Source organism: Bradyrhizobium sp. UFLA03-84, from assembly GCF_002289535.1.
GTDB lineage: Bacteria > Pseudomonadota > Alphaproteobacteria > Rhizobiales > Xanthobacteraceae > Bradyrhizobium > Bradyrhizobium viridifuturi.
Genome location: NZ_NSJY01000005.1, coordinates 885,179 through 903,538, shown reverse-complemented (window position 1 = coordinate 903,538; position 18,360 = coordinate 885,179). Strand labels below are relative to the sequence as shown.

Here is an 18,360-nt window from a genome sequence, read left to right as displayed (position 1 = left end):
TGCGCGCCGGCGTCACGCCGGCACGATCACCTTGCCGATCGGCCACAGCGCGATGCCGGCGAGCTTGAGATGCGCCCAGGCAAAGGGGATGCCGATGATGGTCACCGCCAGCAGGATGGCCGTGATCACGTGGCCGATCGCGAGCCACCAGCCCGCCAGGATGAGCCAGATCAGATTGCCGATCACGCCGAGCGGCCCGGTCCCGATGTCGGACATGCCGGTGACCTCATCGCGGCGCACCGCACGCGAGCCGAACGGCAGCAGCGTATAGACCGCGATGTTGAAGGCGGCGCGCGCCCAGGGCAGTCCGATGATGGTGACCGCCATGATGACAGCGGCGACCAGCCAGCCGAACGCCATCCACGCGCCGCCGATCAGGATCCAGAGGATGTTCAGGAGGATAGACACAGGCTGCATGGCTGACACCTTCGCGTAACACCGGCCTCAATATAGGCCGGCGCGCGGCGCCGCGGTAGGGTGGGGCCGGGCGCGTTGCGCCCCAAAGGGAGAACGACAATGAGAAAAAGATCTGGGGCAGGGATTCTTTCGGCTGGGAGTTTGGTGTTGCTGGCATTTTCAGTGCAGGCCGCGCGAGCCGATGACGCCGTGCGCTTCGCGCCACTCAAGGCCGAGGAGCTGTCGCCGCCGCAAAAGGCCTGGGCCGACATGATCAGCGCGCCGCCGCGCAACGCCAAATTCACCGCACCGCCCTACCGGGCGTATATCCGCAATCCCGATTTGGCGCCGAAGCTGTCGAACCTGTCGGAATATCTGCGCTGGAACACCTCGCTGCCGGCGCGGCTCAGCGAGATGGCGATCCTGATCACGGCGCGGCACTGGACCGCGCAATATGAATGGTCGGCGCATTATCCGCTGGCGATGAAGGGCGGGCTCGATCCGAAGATCGCGGACGCGATCGCCAAGGGCACGCGGCCCGAGGGCATGAAGGACGACGAAGCCGCGCTCTACGATCTCGGCAGCGCGCTCTATCGCGACAGGAAGGTCTCGGACGCCGTCTACAAGGCCGCGCAGGAGAAGTTCGGCGAACGCGGCATCATGGATATCATCGGCATCATGGGCTACTACGACCTGGTCTCGATGACGTTGATCACGATGCAGGCCGGAGCCGCGAACAACGGCGTCGCGCCGTTGCCGGTGCTGGAGAAGTAGACGGACTTCTCCCTCTCGCCGTTCTGATGGAGAGAGGGTTGGGCGCGCGCGCAATTTCGGAATAATAGAATTATATTGCTGATTTGCCCGACATGTCAAGGTGCCATGTCGAAGGCCGGCGCGCCGCCGGCTACTTTGCATGGGGTTGTTTTCGATGTTTTGGCAGTGCGTCCCTGCGCAGGCAGGCCATCTGCGACAGCCCCGCCATAAGTGGCCGAGGTGAAGAGGATGAGGATTGCCTACCGCCGAAAACCGTTGGCGCGCGAATAGCTCTGGCGGCTGTCCTGGGAGGGGCGCGCCGCCATGCTGGCGCGGCTCTCGCTGGCGACCGGCGTCGCGGGCTTCAGGTCCTCGAGGAAGATCGGCTTGGCGAAATAATAGCCCTGGGCATAACGGATCTTGGTCGCCGCCTGCAGATAGGTGAGCTCCTCGTAGGACTCGATGCCCTCGGCGATCACCGTCATGCCGAGCGCCTCGCTCAGCGATTCGATCGCGCGCAGGATGCCCTGGCTGCGCGGCCGTTGATGGATGTCGGTGATGAAGGATCGGTCGATCTTGATCTCGTCGGCGGTGATGTCGGCGAGCGCCGACAGCGACGAATAGCCGATGCCGAAATCGTCGATCGAGATGCCGACGCCGATGCCGCGCAGGATCGGCAAGATCTGGTCCTGGAAATGCGACCGGGTCACGAAGGCGTCTTCGGTAACCTCGATCATGAAGCGCTTCGGGAAGCCGGTTTCCTCGAGTGCGCGCGCGAAGCGGCGCATGAATTCGAGATTGCCGGCCTGCTTGGCGGCGACATTGATGCTGATCGTCGCGGTCGGGCCGAACGTGTCGTTGATCAGGTCGATCGACTTGACGATTTCCGCCAGCACCAAAAATGTCAGCTCGTCGATCAGGCCGAGCTCCACGGCGAGGTTGATGAAGGTGCCGGGCGCCTGGATCACGCCGTCGTCGTCGCGTAGCCGCACCAATGCCTCGATGCCCTTGACCTCGTGGGTGCGGATATCGACCTTGGCCTGGAACGCGCAGCAGAAGCGCTTTTCCAGGATCGCCAGCCGCAGCGACTGCTCGATCTTCATCCGCGCCAGCGCCTCGCGCTCCATGCTGTTGTCGAAGAACGCGGTCGAGCCCTTGCCGTTGTTCTTGACGCGGTACATCGCGATATCGGCATTCTGGCGCAGCGCCTCGTAGCTCCTGCCGTGCATCGGGTAGAGGCTGACGCCGATCGAGGTCGAGGCGAAGATCTCGGATTCCTCGATGAAGAACGGCGCCTTCAGCCGCTCTTGCATGACGTGGATGAATTCGGCAACCTCGTCATTGCTGCTGATCGGGTTCAGTAGCAGCAGGAACTCGTCGCCGGAGATCCGCGACAGGATATCGGTGTCGCGCAGCGCGTGGCCAAGCCGCTTGGACAATTCGACCAGCAGCGCATCGCCGATCGCGTGGCCGTAATAGTCGTTGATATGCTTGAAGTTGTCGACGTCGAGGAAGGCGAGCGCGAAATGGCTCTGCGCGGCGTCGCGGATCAGGCCGTTGACCCGATGCTCGATCACCCGCCGGGTCGGCAGGCCGGTGAGTTCATCGTAATAGGCCGAGCGGAACAGCTGGTCCTCGAACGCCTTCTGCTCGCTGATGTCGGTCGAGGTTGAGATCAGGAGGTTGCGGCCGGCGATCTGGACCGGCCGGTGCGAGGTGAGAAACACGTATTTGGCTGCTCCGCAGGAGAGCACCTCCTCGAGGACGACGGGACGGCCGCTGCGCAGGAGGTCAAGGTTGGCGGTATGGCGGTCGTCGACCGGCGCCGGCTGGCTCGCGTTCGCGGCCAGTTGCAACTGGCTCGCTGCCGCTTCGTTCACCAGGATGAACTGGCCCTGCTCGTCCTGGACCGTCACGCCCGCCGGCAGCAGCTGGAGCAGATCGCGCAAGATGCGCAGTTCATTTCCGAAAATGTCGTCTTGGCCGGTCGCTGCCGCGCCCGCCTGAAAATCGTTCTTGGTGAAACTATGCATGTGCCGACCTTGGCAAAGTCCGTTGTAGTTTTGGTTAAGCGGACTTGCGAAATGCCGTGACAGAATGAGACCCGGGCTGCTTTCGCAAGCCGTCGCGGCAATCGTCATTAACAGAGTATCAATGACGGATTCGGCTGCCGGTGAAAGCGATTGCGGCGCGCGCGGTTGCACCGGAAAACGCGCCTGTGCCGGAAAGCCCAGTTATCAACAGTTGGGAAGCTTGCACTGCATGGTGCAGTGAACGCCGGTCTTCAGGTAACTGATCTCGGTCTTGCCGTCGAACGGCCGCAGCGCCGACTTCAACAGCTTGGTGCCGAAGCCGGGTTCGCCGAGTACCTCGACCACCGGTCCCTCGGTTTCGTCCCAGATCACATTGAGACGTCCGTCGTCCACCGTCCACGACACCTGCAGAAATCCGCGCGGCGAGGAGAAGGCGCCGTACTTTCCTGCGTTGGTTGCGAGCTCGTGGAAGATCAGCGCCAACGAGACTGCGAGCTTGGCGGGCAGGAACAATTGCTCGCCGTTGAGATTGAACCGCACGTGGCCGTAGGGGCCGAGCTCCGAGCGCAGCAAATCCTTGATATCGCAGCCATAGCCGTCGACCCGCGCGATCAGATCGTCGGTCGCTGAGAGCGCGCGGATGCGATGGTCGATGCGCTGCCAGACATCGGGCCGGTCCTGCAGCGCCTGATGCAGCACGGCGTGAATGGTCGAGGACTTGTTCTTCAGCCGGTGCTGCAATTCGTCGACCACGATCTTGCGGTACTGCTCCTCCTCGATCAGTCGCTTCGACACCTCGCGCTGCTGGGCGACCAGGGAACGGTAGTGCTCCACGCCCCAGATCGCGATGCCGCACACCACCCAGAAGATCATCAGCAGGGCAAAGCGCGCCGGATCGGCGTGCCCGCTGCTGAAATTGATGACGACGCCGAGCAGGCCGCTGGCCAGCGCGGTCGCGATCCCGATCCGGAAGCCGCCAAGGGCGGTCGCGAAGAACACCGCTGGGAAATAGGGCGTGAAGAACACATCCGGCCTGATCTGGGCGAGCCCGAAGCGCGCCGCCGTGGCCAAAACGAGACAGAGCACGGCGAAGCTCGCCGCAAGCCGCATCGAAGGCTGGGAATCACCCCGCCAACCCGCCCTGAATTCGTCGATCCATTTCGCCATCGGTCGTTCCAGTTCACGTGAACAGGCGAACCAAAATAAGGCCGCTGCGACCGAAAAACCGCAGTTGTGGCCTTCTGGCCACATATGGACCTCGCCGGATGGTCACCGCGCCCGTGCTTGCGTTGTCGGGAGCGGCTGGGGAATATCCGCAACATCAGACGTAAGTTGAGGGGACCGGCATGGGACGGCTGGACGGCAAGGTCGCGGTGATTACCGGGGCGACGAGCGGCATCGGGTTACACACGGCGGAGGTCTTCGTCGCGGAGGGCGCGCGGATCGTGATCGCGGGACGCCGCGCCGCGGAGGGCGAGGCGCTGGCGCAGCAGCTCGGCGGCAATTGCCTGTTTCGGCAGACCGACGTCACGGTCGAGGAGCAGATGCAGGCGCTGATCGCGCTCGCGGTCGAGAAGTTCGGTCGCATCGACTGCCTGTTTAACAATGCCGGCGGCCCGGCGCAGACCGGCGGCATCGAGGGCCTCGACGTCGAGCGGTTCGATGCCGCGATGGCAACCCTGGTGCGCAGCGTCATGCTCGGCATGAAGCATGCGGCGCCGTACATGCGCAAACAGGGCTCCGGCAGCATCATCAACAATGGCAGCATTGCCGGACGGCTCGCCGGTTTTTCCTCGTCGATGGTCTATGGCGCGGCGAAGGCCGCGGTGATTCATCTCACCAAATGCGTGGCGATGGAGCTCGGCGAGTCCGGTATTCGCGTCAACTCGATCTCGCCCGGCGCGATCGCCACCGGCATTTTCGGCAAGGCGCTCGGGTTGTCGACCGATGCGGCCGAGAAGACCGCTTCCGTGATGCGCGAAGTCTACAAGGCGGCGCAGCCGATCCCGCGCGCCGGCCTGCCCGACGACATCGCCCATGCCGCGGTGTTCCTGGCGAGCGACGAATCGAGCTTCATCAACGGCCATGACCTCGTCGTCGACGGCGCCATCACCGGCGGCCGCAACTGGAGCCAGCAGCAGGCCGGCTACGTCACGCTGCGCAAGGCGTTCGATCAGGGGGGCTAGTTCGTATTGCAGCGTCATTGCGAAGAGCGATAGCGACGAAGCAAGCCACCTTCCTTCGTGCGGCATGATGGATTGCTTTGAGGAGCCTATCATCCGGCGGCGCTTCGCGCCGACCGGATGGCTCGCAAATGACGTGGGAAGGAGCAGTCTCGCGTGAACGCCAAACTCGAGCGGAAGCTGCGCACTCTCGGCGCCGTCATCGTGGCCGGTGTCGTCGCGAGTGTCGTGATCAATGTCGCACAAGGCCGTCATTCGCTGACGGCGTTCCTGGTGGGGTTTGTTTACGCATTCGTATCCTGCGTAGCGCTCGGCGGGATCGAGTTGTTCGTGTTTCAGGGCCCGCTGTCGGAGCGCCTCAATCGCTTGTCCTTTGCCGGCCTTCTGACGGTGCGCAGTGCGGTCTACGCCGTCATCATCATCGCGATCCAGCTGCTGCAGCCGGGCGAGCGCTTCGCAGGATTGTCACTCGAGGTCTCCTATGAGGACTTCTGGCGCTCCATCGCCTATTCCGCCGTGATCTCGCTGGTGCTGAATTTCGGCTTCAGCATCGCCATCTTGATCGGCCCGCGCGTCTTCATGAATTTCGTGACCGGCCGCTACCATTCCCCGGTCGAGGAGAACCGCTTCGTGCTGTTCGTCGACATCGCGGGTTCGACCGGGCTGGCCGAACGGCTCGGCGGCATCGGCATTCATCGCTTTCTCGATCGCACCTTTCGCCTGCTCACCGAATCGGTCGTCGATCATCGCGGCGAGGTGCTGAACTATATCGGCGATGAAATCATCGTGACGTGGCCGGAACGCAGTGGCGCGATCGATTGCCGGCCGCTGCGCTGCTTCGTGGCGATGCGCAGCGCGCTGCAGAAGGCCGCGTCGCAGTTCGAGCGCGAATTCGGCGCGGTGCCGCAGATCCGCGGCAGCCTGCATTTCGGTTCGGTGATCGTCGGTGAGATCGGCGACGTCAAGCCGGCGATCGTGTTCAACGGCGATGTCATGAACACCGCGGCGCGGCTGGAGGAGTTGAGCCGCAAGGTCGATGGCGGCTTCCTCGCCTCACGCGCGGCGATGGCCCGCTTTGCCGCGCCGCCGCCGTTTCCGGTCAGCGATCTCGGCATCTTGCCGATCCGCGGCCGCGTCGACGGCATCGACGTCGTCGGGATCGGCGCGGCGGCGTAGCCTTTCGTCGCCCTGGCAAGCGCAGCGGCGGCGCCGTCTCCGCCTTCGGCGGATGTCCGATCAACCTCCGAGGAGGCCAAACCGCCAGACGGGTTGATGACTGGGATTCGGACAACCCTTGAGATATGGTGTCAATGTAGTGCATTGACAGGGCAAATTGCTCGGGATTGTCCAATGAGCCAGGATCGCAGCTTTGCGGTAAATCGTCTTTGGGCGACCGTCGCGCTGGCCGCGCTCCTGATCGCCATCCTGATTTTTGCTTTCATGTTCCTGGCGTGCGGCGCGGCTTCATTGGGCTTGGCTATGGAGTTCCCGCGCCACGTCGGCGAATCTGCCATGTTCTTCGTGGTGGCCGTGATCTGCGGTGCCGCCCTGCTTTGCCTGTGCGCGGCCTTTGGGAGTCTGTTCAAGACACTAAAGGCAGGCGGTCCTGCTCTGACGATATCGCCTGAAGGGTTCCGATACAGCTTCGCCTCCGACGATTTGATTCCTTGGAAGGAGATCAGGGACATCAGCCCTGACGGTGGTTTGGGGAGAGGAAAGTCCGCGACGGGGCTGCGTTTTCAACTGGACTCTGGTTTTGCCGACACTTTGCATTGGCGCAGCAAAATCGCCAACTCCTTCAAGTCACAAGTAATCGCAGTGCGTTTCGCGTTTATCAAAGCTCCAAAGGCAGAGCTGTGGGAGGCGCTGATCCGGCCGCTGCAATCGAAGTCCGTGCAAGCTTCGTCCGCTCTACTCGCGAAGGCGAACTGGCTGCTCGGCTGAATTTCCAAGGGTGCGAAAGCTGCGTCTGCTCGGCCTGGCGATCCAGCATTCGCATTTGCGGGTGATGACACCGCGTATTTGATATCTTGAAGCGCGAGCAATCCTCAGCGTCGTCCCGGCGAAGGCCGGGACCCATTACCCCAAATCCCGATTGTTGTGCGATGCCGTGGCCGCGATCCCGTTCAAAATCGGGCGTCGTGGCTATGGGTCCTGGCTTTCGCCAGGACGACGATCGTGGATGCGACAGCTGCGCGACGATCACGCCGCAAGATACGCCTGGCCTTACACCTTCTGCTTCGCGGCTTCCTTCGCAAGATCAGGCGCGTTCACGGCCGGGATCGCGACGCGGCCTGTGCCGGTATGCTGGAGTGCGGCGGCGGCCTTGTCGTTCTGCATGATCTTGGCCATCACGGCCTGGCCGGCGCGTTCGAACACGGCGCGGTTATCGATCAGGAACTGGCGCGACTTGCGCAGGCCGTCGATATAGCCGTTGATCTCCGGGATCACGTAGCGCGCGACCAAGTCCCAGCTGCGGCGGGTGTTTTCGATGTTGGCCCAGTCATGCGCGAAGCCGATGATCGAGCCGACGCCGCCGGAGACGTCGACCAGGTTCTTGATCATCTTGATCAGGTCATCCGGCGTGCCGATGGTGGACGCCGCACCCTCGATGAAGGCGGTCTTGTCGACCGCCTCGTCCGGCGAGCCGAACGCAGTCAGGCCCGGTCGCATCAAGGTGCCGACGTTATATTCGTTGTGCCAGCGCATCAGCCCGGCGCCGGCCTCGCGCCGCGCCTGCTCGCGGGTCTCGGCGATGTGCCAGGACAGCAGCACGCGCCAGTTGGCGCGGCTCACCGTGGTGCCGGCCTTCGCGGCGGCGTCCTCGGCGAACTGCCACTGCTGCGGCAGCGCCATCAGGCCCTGGGTCGACATCGAGCCCAGCGAGATGATGCCGATGCCGTATTTGCCGGCGAGCGTCATGCCCGACGGCGAGATCTGCGAGGCCACCACGAACGGCATATCCTCCTGCAGTGGCAGGATCTGCAATGCGGCGTCGTGCATCTCGAACCAGTCGGTCTTGGCGGTGACGCGCTCGCCGTTGAACAGGCGGCGGATCACCGCGATCGCCTCGTCCTGGCGGTCGCGCTGGGTCATCGGGTCGATGCCGAGCGTATGGGCGTCGGAGGCGAGCGCGCCGGGCCCCGAGCCGAAGATGGCGCGGCCGCCGGTCATGTGGTCGAGCTGCACCATGCGCTGCGCGACGTTGAAAGGATGGTGATAGGGCAGCGAGATCACGCCGGTGCCGAGCTTGATGCGCTTGGTGCGCTCGCCGGCGGCGGCCAGGAACATTTCCGGCGAGGCGATCGTCTCCCAGCCCGAGGAATGGTGCTCGCCGCACCAGAATTCGTCATAGCCGAGGTTGTCGAGCTGTTCGACGAAATCGAGGTCGCGGCGGAATTGCAGCATCGGATGCTCGCCGATCGGGTGATGCGGGGCGAGGAAGGCTCCGAACTTGAGGCGCGCCATAGGTCGTTCTCTCCAACTTATTGTTATCGGGGGCTTTCCGCCAACCTACGGGGTGCCCCGGGGCAACGCAATGCTCCGAGCCTGCGGCGCCCGCATGGTTGTTGCGCAAATCAGTGGCGATTGCCGCGCTCCGGAATGTTTCCCAGCGCATCAACGCAAATTGCGCGGCGGAGCGCGGGCAGGTGGGGGATGGCGATGGATGACGCGCCCGTGAACCAACGCTTACGTCCGAGGTAATCGAAGGGATGACCGGAATCTGTTGATGTCGGCCGTAACGTCATTTCGGGCAGGACAGGGCATGCACCAGATCGTTGCGACGCGCGCGGAGACCTCCCGCCGCTGGTGGGTGCTGGCGATCGTCGTCGCCGCCCAGTTCATGTTCGGCGTCGATGCCTTCATCGTCAACGTCGCGATCCCGACGATCGCAGCCGAACTGCACGCAACGCCGGCGCAGATCGAGGCCGTCATCGCGATCTATCTGATCGCCTATGCCACGCTGGTGGTCACCGGCGGCCGGCTCGGCGATATCCACGGCACCAGGAACGTGTTCGTCGCCGGCGTCGCGGGCTTCTCGGTGACGTCGCTGTGGTGCGGTCTGGCGCAGTCCGGACCCGAGCTGATCATCGCACGGCTTGCGCAGGGCGCGACCGCGGCGCTGATGGTGCCGCAGGTGCTGGCGACGCTGCATCTGTTGTTCTCCGACGCCGCCCGCGCGCGGGCCTTCGCAATCTACGGCATCGTGCTGGGGCTCGCCGGCGCCGCCGGATTCATGCTCGGCGGCGTGCTGGTGACGCTCGATCTCGGCGGCCTCGGCTGGCGCGCGGTGTTCTTCGTCAACGTGCCGTTTGGCGTCGTCATCATCGCCGCTGCGCTGAGGATCATGCCGACGATGCCGCGCCGTGCCGGCACGCGGCTCGATATTCCCGGCGCGATCGTGCTGTTCGTGGGCCTCTTGTGCCTGATCGGCCCGCTGCTGTTCGGTCACGATCTCGACTGGACGGCGTGGGTCTGGCTGGTGATGGCGGCGGGTGTCGCCGTGATCGCGGCTTTCGTGCAGCTCGAGCGCAGCGTTGCGCGCCGCGGCGGTATGCCGCTGATCGACCTGTCGCTGCTGTCGGATGCTGCCTTCATGCGCGGGCTGGTCGCGGTGTTTTTCTTCTTCTTCGCCAACCTGTCGTTCTACCTGGTCATGACCATGTTCATGCAGAAGGGCCTGCAGATTCCGCCTTTGCAGGCCGGACTGGTGTTCGTGCCGCTGGCGCTGACCTTCGTGATTGCCTCGCGGCACAGCGGCATGCGCGCCAGGCATCGCGGCACTCTGGTGCTGATCGAGGGCTGCGCGCTGCAGATCGTCGGTCTCGGCGTGCTGGTCGCGACGGTTCAGGCGATCGCAGCGCCGTCGGCGCCGCTGCTCGCCCTGGTGCTGATGATCTTCGGCTACGGCCAGGGCCTGGTGATGGCGCCGCTGTCGAGCGCGGTGCTGTCGAGCGTGAAGCCGGCGAGCGCCGGAGCCGGCTCCGGCATGTACGGCACCACGACGCAGATCGGCAATGCGGCCGGCGTAGCCGCGATCGGCGCGGTTTTCTTCGCCATCGAGAGCGCGAGATCGGCACATCTGGCGTTGTTTGCGGCATGCGCATTGTTTGTGCTGTCGATATCAATTTCAGCCGTATTTCTGTCATGGATGCGCCGCGCCAGCGCATGAATCCGCAGGCGCCGGTGCGCTATTTTCGAAAAGTTCATGCTCAAACAAGGTGCTGAGGCAACTATTTCGAGCGATCCGGACCTTTGGCCGGTTCCGATCGCGCGTTAACGCCGAATCTCACTATTCCGCGGGATTCCGCGGGGAAAGACAGCACACGGCCTTTTTATTTCGCAGTGCAGCAATTATCTGATCGGGTGACACCCAAGAATAAATCACCTCAGGAGTTGCTGTTGTCGCTGGTCAACAACATCGAATTTCTGCGTCATCTGCCGAAGATGAGCGCGTTCAACGGCCTCGGTGCGCTTGCGCCGGCCGTGCCGACGCCGCTCGTCGAGACGACCGAATTCGGCGCCAATCCCGGCGCGCTGAAGATGTTCTCATACGTGCCCGAGCAGCTGGCGCGATCGCCCGCGCTCGTCGTCGTGCTGCATGGCTGCGGCCAGACCGCCGCGTCGTACGATCTCGGCGCCGGCTGGTCGACATTGGCAAAGCATTACGGCTTCGCGCTGTTGATGGCGGAGCAGCAGTCCGCCAACAACGCCAACACCTGCTTCAACTGGTTCGATCCGGACGACATCGCGCGCGGCCAGGGCGAAGCCGCATCGATCAGGGAGATGGTCGGTCACATCGCCGGGGCGCACAAGATCGATCCGCGCCGGATCTTCGTGACGGGCCTCTCCGCCGGTGGCGCGATGGCGACCGTCATGCTCGCGACCTATCCGGATGTGTTTGCGGCCGGCGCCGTCATCGCCGGGCTGCCGTTCGGCGCTGCCGGCAATCTGCGCGAGGCGCTCGGCGCCATGATGCAGGGAAGCGCATTGTCGGCGCCGGAGCTCGGCGACCTCGTGCGCGCGGCGTCCAGTCACAAGGGCGATTGGCCGAGGATCTCGGTGTGGCACGGCAGCGCCGATCGCACCGTGCATCCGGGCAATGCCGATGCGATTGTCCGGCAGTGGCTCGACCTGCACGACCTGCCGCTTGCGGCGATGTCGAAAGCCGACGTCGACGGCCATCCGCGCGAGGTGTGGTGGAATGCCGACGGCGAGACGCTGGTCGAATCCTACTCGATCACCGACATGGCGCACGGCACGCCGCTCGGGCTCGCCGGCAATGATGAGCGTTACGGCGTCGAGGGCGCGTTCCTGATCGAGGCCGGGATCTCCTCGTCCTATCACATCGCGAGCTTCTTCGGCCTGACCGACAAGGTCCGGCAGCCGCAGATCGCGCCGACCGGAGTGCCGCGCGAGAACGCCGACACGATCTCGATGACCATACCCGTGCCTGCGGACAAACCCGAGCCTGCAAGCGCTCGCAGCAGCGGCCGACCGGGAAAGGGGCAAGCCAAGCAGCAGGGCAAGCCGCAGAGCAACGGCGTCAATATCAGCCGCGTCATCACGCGGGCGCTGACCGCCGCGGGGCTGATGAAGCAGCCCTGAGATCAAGCTCAAACAGGAAGCGCGCGGCTACATCTCGCCGGTCAGGAACGGGTTCGTCATCCGCTCCTGGCCGATGCTCGATCCAGCGCCGTGGCCGCAGATGAAGCCGACATCGTCGCCGAGCGGCAGCAGCTTCTGCTTGATCGACTGGATCAGCGTCGGGTGGCTGCCGCCGGGTAGGTCGGTGCGCCCGACCGAGCCGGCGAACAGCACGTCGCCGACATGGGCGAAGCGGAGCTCCTTGTTGAAGAACACCACGCTGCCCGGCGAATGGCCGGGGCAGTGCAGGATGTCGAAAGTCAGATCGCCGATCGAGACCTGATCGCCCTCGTCGAGCCAGCGGTCCGGACCGAAATTGCGTACCCCGGTCATGCCGAAGCGCTCGCCGCTCGAGACGACGTTGTCGAGCAGATATTTGTCGGCGATATGCGGGCCCTCGATCTTGACCTGCAACGCATCGCGCAGATCGGCGGCGCCGCCGACATGGTCGATATGGCCGTGGGTCAGCCAGATCTTCTCGACCGTCACGCCGGTCTGCTTGATCGCGGCCTGAATCTTCGGCACGTCGCCGCCTGGGTCGATCACCACGGCCTTCTTGGTCGGCTCGTGCCAGATGATGGTGCAGTTCTGTTCGAACAGCGTCACCGGCACGATGATCGCGCCGGCCTTCGGTTTGGTGTCGGTTGTCTCGGTCATGGGGGCACCATAGGCTTCCGGGCAGTGCCGTCAACACGCACGGGAAATGCGCCGGACCCGGCGTGTGATCCCAAAACGGACCGTGATAAGGTCGCCCGCAGCAGAACAGGATCGTGAGCAGGCCGGTCGGCGGCTGCTCTCGATCATGCGTCAAGTCCTCGCAGTCCGGAATTTCATGACCCAGGCTCCCAACTCACCGCTCGGCGGACCCCGGACCACCGCCCGCGCCTTCTTCGTCGCGGACCGCATCAACACGTCCGGCCTCGAGCGCGGCGACGTGCTGGCCACGACGCCGCTGGCGTTTCGCGTCAATGAAAATGGTGTGGCGATCCTGTTCCGCTACGGCGTCGTCGTCCTGATCGGCCTCAATGCGCTGGAGGAGGATGAATTCCTCCGCAGCCTGCAATCGCGCATGACCGGCCTGTTCACGCGGCGCGAAGAGGAGATCGCGATCATCGAGCTCGCCGCCGAACGGGAAGACCAGATACCGCCGGGCGGTCCGATCTATCTGCAAAGCCTGTCGCCGGAGCGCTTGATCCTGGTCGGCGAGGCGCTGGCCAAGAGCGTGGTGCTGGCGCGGCACGAGCGCGAGGTCCGCGCCGTCTTCGACACCACCGAGCCGCTTGCGCGCGAGCTCGCCAAGGGCGGCCGTGTGCATGGCGGCCGCGTCGCGATCCTCAAGCACATCGGCAACGCGCTGCTGGTGCGGCATCGCGTGGCCGGTCCGGTCGAGGTCTCGGAGAAGCCCGACATCCTCTGGGACAAGCCGCAGCTCGAGCGGCTCTATGCCCGGCTCGAGGACGAGTACGAGTTGAAGGAGCGTGCGGAATCGCTGAACCGCAAGCTCGCAGTCGTGGCCGAGACCGCACAGGTGCTGACCGATATCATCGACACCAGCCGCTCGCTGCGGCTGGAGCTGATCATCGTCTTCCTGATCCTGTTCGAGGTGCTGATCACCATCTATCAGCTGGCGATGGCCCGCCACTGACGCGCTGCAGCGCCATCTTTCTGTCCCGAATTGTGCGTCATCCCTGAACGCGGACAACCCCCGGGGACACGGGGCCACGAGCGAGGGGGAATGGGATGGATCAGGACGAGCGGGACTGGTGGCGGCGCGGCATCTTCTATCAGGTCTATTCACGCTCGTTTCAGGACAGCAATGGCGACGGCGTCGGCGATCTCAGGGGCATCATCTCGCGGCTGCCTTATCTGACCCGGCTCGGCGTCGACGCGGTCTGGCTGTCGCCGATCTTCACCTCGCCGATGGCCGATTTCGGCTACGACATCTCCGATTACACCGGCGTCGATCCGCTGTTCGGCACGATGGAGGATTTCGACGCGCTGGTCGCGGCCGCGCACGATAGCGGCCTCAAGCTGATCCTCGATCTCGTGCCGAACCACACCTCCGACCAACATCCCTGGTTCATCGAGGCGAGGAGCTCGCGCGACAACCCGAAGCGCGACTGGTACATCTGGCGCGATGGAGCGCCGGATGGCGGTCCGCCGAACAACTGGCTGTCGGAGTTCGGCGGCAGCGCCTGGGCCTATGACGAGGCCTCGGGCCAATATTACTATCACGCCTTCCTGGCGCAGCAGCCCGATCTGAATTGGCGCAATCGCGAGGTCAGGGATGCGATCTACGACGTGATGCGCGTCTGGCTACGCAAGGGCGTCGACGGCTTCCGTGTCGATGTGATCTGGCACCTGATCAAGGACGCCGAATTCCGCGACAACCCGCCGAACCCGCATTACCGCGAGGGCCGGCCGCCGCACGAGAAGGTGCTGACGCAATATTCGACCGATCAGCTCGAAGTGCACGCCGTCATCACCGAGATGCGCCGCGTCACCGAGGAGTTCGACAACCGCGTGCTGATCGGCGAGATCTATCTGCCGCTGCACCGGCTGGTGGCCTATTACGGCAACGATCTGCGCGGCGCGCAGATGCCGTTCAATTTCGCTCTGCTGTCGACCCTGTGGAGCGCGCGTGCGGTCGAGCAGATCATCGCCGATTACGAAAAGGCGCTGCCGCCCGGTGCATGGCCGAACTGGGTGCTCGGCAATCACGACCGGCCACGGGTGGCGAGCCGGGTGGGACCGGCGCAGGCACCGGTGGCGGCGATGCTGTTGCTGACGCTGCGCGGCACGCCGACGCTGTATTACGGCGACGAAATCGGCATGCACCAGGTGGCGATTGCGCCGGACCAGGTGCGCGATCCGTTCGAGAAGAACGTGCCCGGTCTCGGCGTCGGTCGCGACGGCTGCCGCACGCCAATGCAATGGAGCGCCGAGCCTCACGCCGGGTTCTCGACGGCTACGCCATGGCTGCCGCTCGCGCGGGATTTCGCAAGTGACAATGTCGCAAGCCTGGAGGCGGAGCGGAGCTCGATCCTCAACCTCTACAAGGCGCTGATCGCGCTGCGGCGCAGGCTGCCGCAACTCATCCATGGCAGCTACGAGCCTGTGGCGGCCCATGGCGATGTGCTGCTGTTCCGGCGCCGCAGCGCGGAGGGCGTGGCCGTGATCGCGCTGAATTTCGGCGCAGCTCCCGCGTCGGTCTCCTCCAGTGCGATCGGCTTCAGCAACGAGGTGCTGCTGTCGACTTTCATGGACCGGCAAGGCGAGAAGGTCGAAGGCGTCCTCGATCTGCGCGCCAACGAGGGCATGATCCTCGGGCCGCATCAGGATGACTGATGTCTAGCGCGACGTGCGGGGCGTCTTGGTGTCGATGTCACTGCGCTTGAGCAGGTAGTCGAGCCCGCCGACCCTGTACCAGCGATAGCCGTAGGCTTCGATCAGGAGCTTGTGACGACCGCCATCATCGGCGCGGCTGTGATCCTCGGTCAGGAGATTGACCCGCAGCTTGCCGGCGTCGTCAGGCAGCCCCACGTTGAACGATATCTCGAGCGGCTTTTCCGCGAAATTGTGCACGAACAATACCGAGTTGTTGCGCCAGTCGTATCGAATGACCAGCACGGCAGGGTTTCGGGTACTAATGACCTTGAAGTCTCCCCAGCCGATCTCGGGGACTTCCTTGCGCATACGGATGATGCGCTCGGTCCAGTTCAGCATTGAATTCGGATCGCGCCGCTGCTTGGCTGCGTTGACGTGTTCATAGCCATAGGGACCCTCGTCGATCACGGGCACACATGGCCGGTCGCTCTCGGTAAAGCCGCCGTGAGGCTCGGTCGACCATTGCATCGGCGTGCGCGCGCAAGTGCGCTCCGGCAAGTCGAGATTATCGCCCATGCCTAGCTCATCGCCGTAGCGGATCACGGGCGTGCCGGGAAGGGTGCACATCAGACTGTAAGCGAGCTCCAGGCGCCGCCTGTCGCCGCCCAGCATGGGCGCAAGGCGCCGACGGATGCCGCGGCCGTAGAGCTGCATGCTCTTGTCGGGACCGAACGCCTTGAACACCGTCTCGCGCTGCGCCTTGGTGAGGCGGCCGAGGTCGAGCTCGTCGTGATTCCGCAGAAACAAGCCCCATTGCGCGGTCGCCGGCCGTGGCTTGGTCGCCGTCAACGCCTTCGCCAGCGGCTTCGTATCGGCCGATGCCAGCGCGTAGAACAGATGTTGATTGACGTGGAAGTTGAACATCATCTGCATGCGGTCGCCGTCGCGCCCGAAGTACTCCATATCGGTCTCGGGCAGCACATTGGCTTCAGCGAGGATGATCGCGTTGCCCTGACGCCATTGCAGGAATTCGCGAAACGATCGCAGCATGTCATATTGCTCGACCGGCTTGCGCACCGATGCGCCCTTGGTCGCGATCACGAATGGCACGGCGTCCATGCGGAAGCCCGAGACGCCGAGCTGGATCCAGAACCCCATGATCTTGAGGATCTCGGCCTGCACGTGCGGATTCGATGTGTTGAGGTCCGGCTGGAAGTCGTAGAAGCGATGGAAGTACCAGGCGCCCGCCTGCTTGTCGTGCGTCCAGGTCGTTTTCTGAACGCCGGGAAACACCATGCCCGTGTTGGCGTTGGCCGGCTTCCTGTCCGACCAGACATACCAGTCGCGGAAGGGCGAGTCCTTCGAACTCCGTGCCGACTTGAACCAGGCGTGCTGATCCGAGGTGTGATTGACGACGAGATCGATGATCACGCGAATGCCGCGTTGCTGGCAGCCATGGGTGAATTCGACAAAATCGCCGAGCGTGCCGTAGCGCGGATCGACGCCGTAATAGTCCGAAATGTCGTAGCCGCCGTCCCTGTTGGGTGAAGTCTGAAATGGCATCAACCAGATCGTGGTGATGCCGAGCCCGTCCAGGTAATCCAGGCGCCGCAGGAGGCCGCTGAAGTCGCCGACGCCATCGCCGTTGGCATCCATGTAGGTGCCAACGGACAGGCAATAGATCACGCCGTTCTTGTACCAGAGGTCGTCGATCACCAGGCTTTATCCTCTCCCGTGAGGGCCGGAAGATAAGCGGCGAGGCGGCGACGGGTTCCTGCCCAGAGTGTGGTCCCGCAAGCTGCGGGACCACACTCCTCGCCCTGTTGCTACCGCTTGATCTGCGCCTTCAGCGTATCCTCGACCACGCGATCGAACGACGATGCCTTCGGCGCGCTCTTGCGGTGCTCGACGACATATTTGTCGCGCTTGGCGACCAGGGCGGCGAGCTTCTCGTTCAGCGCCTTGCGCTGGGTGATCTGCTTGTCGATCTCGGCGCTGCGTGCCTCCGGTTTCATGGCCCGGAGATTATCGGGCAGGTCCTCGTCCTTGACCTTGGCGATCTCGTTGCGGCCGGCCGCGATGTCGGCAACCAGGTCGCCGTCGCCGGTGACCGCCTCCGACGTCACCTTGGCGCGCTTGTTGATGAAGCTTGCCATCTCCGAGGCGCGCGCCGGCGAAGCCGCGGCGACGCTCGCAAGCTGGTGGGTCTTGGATTCCGTGCGCTTCTGCTGCGCGCGGGGGCCATAAGGGATCACCGTGCCGTTGATCTCGCGCTGCAGGATGATGATGTCCTCGTCGAACGGCGTCTCGATGGTGACGATCTGGCCGCCGTCCTGCGGGATCGGGATGAACTCGCCGTTGCCGTTCTGCGCGATATCGCGCCAGACGCGCTCGGTATCCTGTGCGTTGCCGGCGAGCACGGCGTTGACGATGATGTCGCGCTGCTTCGCGACCGCGAGCGTCACCGGGTACTTGGTATCCTGGGCATAGTCCATGTGCGGCGGGGCGTCGCCGACCAGGAATACGATGCGAGTGCCGTCGCGTTCCTGGGTCCACTGCATCTTGTTGACGGCGACGTCGAGCGCCTCATTGACGCTCTCCGGCCAGTCGCCGCCGCCGCGCGCCTTCAATTCCAGCAGATTGGCGTAGAGGTCCTGGATGTCGCGGGTCAGCTCGACCTTTTTCGTCACATAGTCATCGCCGATGTCGCGATAGGCGACCAGGCCCATCCTGATGTCGGCGTCGGGATTGGAATCGACGATCGCGGTCGCGATCGACCAGATCTTGCGCTTGGCGCCCTCGATCAATCCGCCCATCGAGCCCGTGGTATCGAGCACGAAGGCGACCTCGACCACGGGCTTGGCGATGGCCGAGGACAGTCCGGCTGACAGCGGAAGGGTTGCGAGAGCGAAGACGAATGAGCGAAGTGTGATGCGTGACCGCATGGGTCTCTCCTCCAGTGTTTCGTCCCTCGGAACCGAGGTTCCACCGGCTTCGCGGTCGCTTGAGGCCGGAATCAA

Annotated in this window: 15 protein-coding genes; 8 read left to right on the top strand and 7 right to left on the bottom strand. The window is 64.1% G+C overall.

The window, feature by feature from the left end; all coding sequences use genetic code 11:
- Window positions 1-12: 12 nt before the first annotated feature.
- Entirely contained in the window at window positions 13-417 is a 405-nt protein-coding gene (locus CK489_RS06980) for a YccF domain-containing protein (protein WP_050628763.1), read from the bottom strand.
- 147 nt (window positions 418-564) lie between these two features.
- Here CK489_RS06980 and CK489_RS06975 point away from each other — a divergent pair, with 147 nt between their 5' ends.
- A complete protein-coding gene (locus CK489_RS06975; protein ID WP_245350273.1) occupies window positions 565-1,170 on the top strand; it encodes a carboxymuconolactone decarboxylase family protein in 606 nt (201 codons plus the stop codon).
- A 239-nt stretch (window positions 1,171-1,409) separates the two neighbouring features.
- On the opposite strand, the gene CK489_RS06970 is transcribed toward CK489_RS06975, so the two are convergent.
- Window positions 1,410-3,182 carry an EAL domain-containing protein gene (locus CK489_RS06970; protein WP_198960848.1) on the bottom strand — a complete coding sequence of 591 codons (1,773 nt, stop codon included), beginning with the start codon at window positions 3,180-3,182 and terminating at the stop codon, window positions 1,410-1,412.
- 204 nt (window positions 3,183-3,386) lie between these two features.
- Window positions 3,387-4,349 (bottom strand): sensor histidine kinase, encoded by a 963-nt coding sequence (locus tag CK489_RS06965; protein WP_050628766.1) that lies wholly within the window; start codon window positions 4,347-4,349, stop codon window positions 3,387-3,389.
- Window positions 4,350-4,528: 179 nt separating this feature from the next.
- Between CK489_RS06965 and CK489_RS06960 the strand changes: the two genes are divergently transcribed.
- From CK489_RS06960 to CK489_RS06950, 3 genes are all read left to right on the top strand, one after another.
- Window positions 4,529-5,368: an SDR family NAD(P)-dependent oxidoreductase gene (locus tag CK489_RS06960; protein ID WP_095731734.1), complete on the top strand. Its 840-nt coding sequence runs from the start codon at window positions 4,529-4,531 to the stop codon at window positions 5,366-5,368.
- A gap of 153 nt (window positions 5,369-5,521) precedes the next feature.
- Window positions 5,522-6,541, top strand: coding sequence for an adenylate/guanylate cyclase domain-containing protein (locus tag CK489_RS06955; protein ID WP_095731733.1), 1,020 nt, complete (start codon window positions 5,522-5,524; stop codon window positions 6,539-6,541).
- A 174-nt stretch (window positions 6,542-6,715) separates the two neighbouring features.
- Window positions 6,716-7,309: a hypothetical protein gene (locus CK489_RS06950; protein WP_095731732.1), complete on the top strand. Its 594-nt coding sequence runs from the start codon at window positions 6,716-6,718 to the stop codon at window positions 7,307-7,309.
- Between the two features lie 282 nt (window positions 7,310-7,591).
- Here the strand turns inward: CK489_RS06950 and CK489_RS06945 are convergent, their stop codons facing one another.
- Entirely contained in the window at window positions 7,592-8,833 is a 1,242-nt protein-coding gene (locus CK489_RS06945; protein ID WP_095731731.1) for an LLM class flavin-dependent oxidoreductase, read from the bottom strand.
- A 298-nt stretch (window positions 8,834-9,131) separates the two neighbouring features.
- Here CK489_RS06945 and CK489_RS06940 point away from each other — a divergent pair, with 298 nt between their 5' ends.
- Together CK489_RS06940 and CK489_RS06935 are read left to right on the top strand one after the other, a co-directional pair.
- A complete protein-coding gene (locus CK489_RS06940) occupies window positions 9,132-10,538 on the top strand; it encodes an MFS transporter (RefSeq protein ID WP_095731730.1) in 1,407 nt (468 codons plus the stop codon).
- Between the two features lie 230 nt (window positions 10,539-10,768).
- Window positions 10,769-11,974, top strand: a complete 1,206-nt coding sequence (locus CK489_RS06935; RefSeq protein ID WP_198960847.1) for an extracellular catalytic domain type 1 short-chain-length polyhydroxyalkanoate depolymerase — start codon at window positions 10,769-10,771, stop codon at window positions 11,972-11,974.
- A 27-nt stretch (window positions 11,975-12,001) separates the two neighbouring features.
- Here the strand turns inward: CK489_RS06935 and CK489_RS06930 are convergent, their stop codons facing one another.
- Window positions 12,002-12,670, bottom strand: a complete 669-nt coding sequence (locus tag CK489_RS06930) for an MBL fold metallo-hydrolase (RefSeq protein WP_021077592.1) — start codon at window positions 12,668-12,670, stop codon at window positions 12,002-12,004.
- 175 nt (window positions 12,671-12,845) lie between these two features.
- Between CK489_RS06930 and CK489_RS06925 the strand changes: the two genes are divergently transcribed.
- Window positions 12,846-13,658 carry an RMD1 family protein gene (locus CK489_RS06925; protein WP_050628806.1) on the top strand — a complete coding sequence of 271 codons (813 nt, stop codon included), beginning with the start codon at window positions 12,846-12,848 and terminating at the stop codon, window positions 13,656-13,658.
- 95 nt (window positions 13,659-13,753) lie between these two features.
- The gene (locus CK489_RS06920; RefSeq protein WP_095731728.1) at window positions 13,754-15,361 is read left to right on the top strand and encodes an alpha-amylase family glycosyl hydrolase; all 1,608 of its coding nucleotides are present in this window, start codon (window positions 13,754-13,756) and stop codon (window positions 15,359-15,361) included.
- Between the two features lie 3 nt (window positions 15,362-15,364).
- Here the strand turns inward: CK489_RS06920 and CK489_RS06915 are convergent, their stop codons facing one another.
- Window positions 15,365-17,056 (bottom strand): alpha-amylase family protein, encoded by a 1,692-nt coding sequence (locus tag CK489_RS06915; RefSeq protein ID WP_095731727.1) that lies wholly within the window; start codon window positions 17,054-17,056, stop codon window positions 15,365-15,367.
- Window positions 17,057-17,166: 110 nt separating this feature from the next.
- The gene (locus tag CK489_RS06910; protein ID WP_050628774.1) at window positions 17,167-18,285 is read right to left on the bottom strand and encodes a vWA domain-containing protein; all 1,119 of its coding nucleotides are present in this window, start codon (window positions 18,283-18,285) and stop codon (window positions 17,167-17,169) included.
- Window positions 18,286-18,360 lie beyond the last annotated feature (75 nt).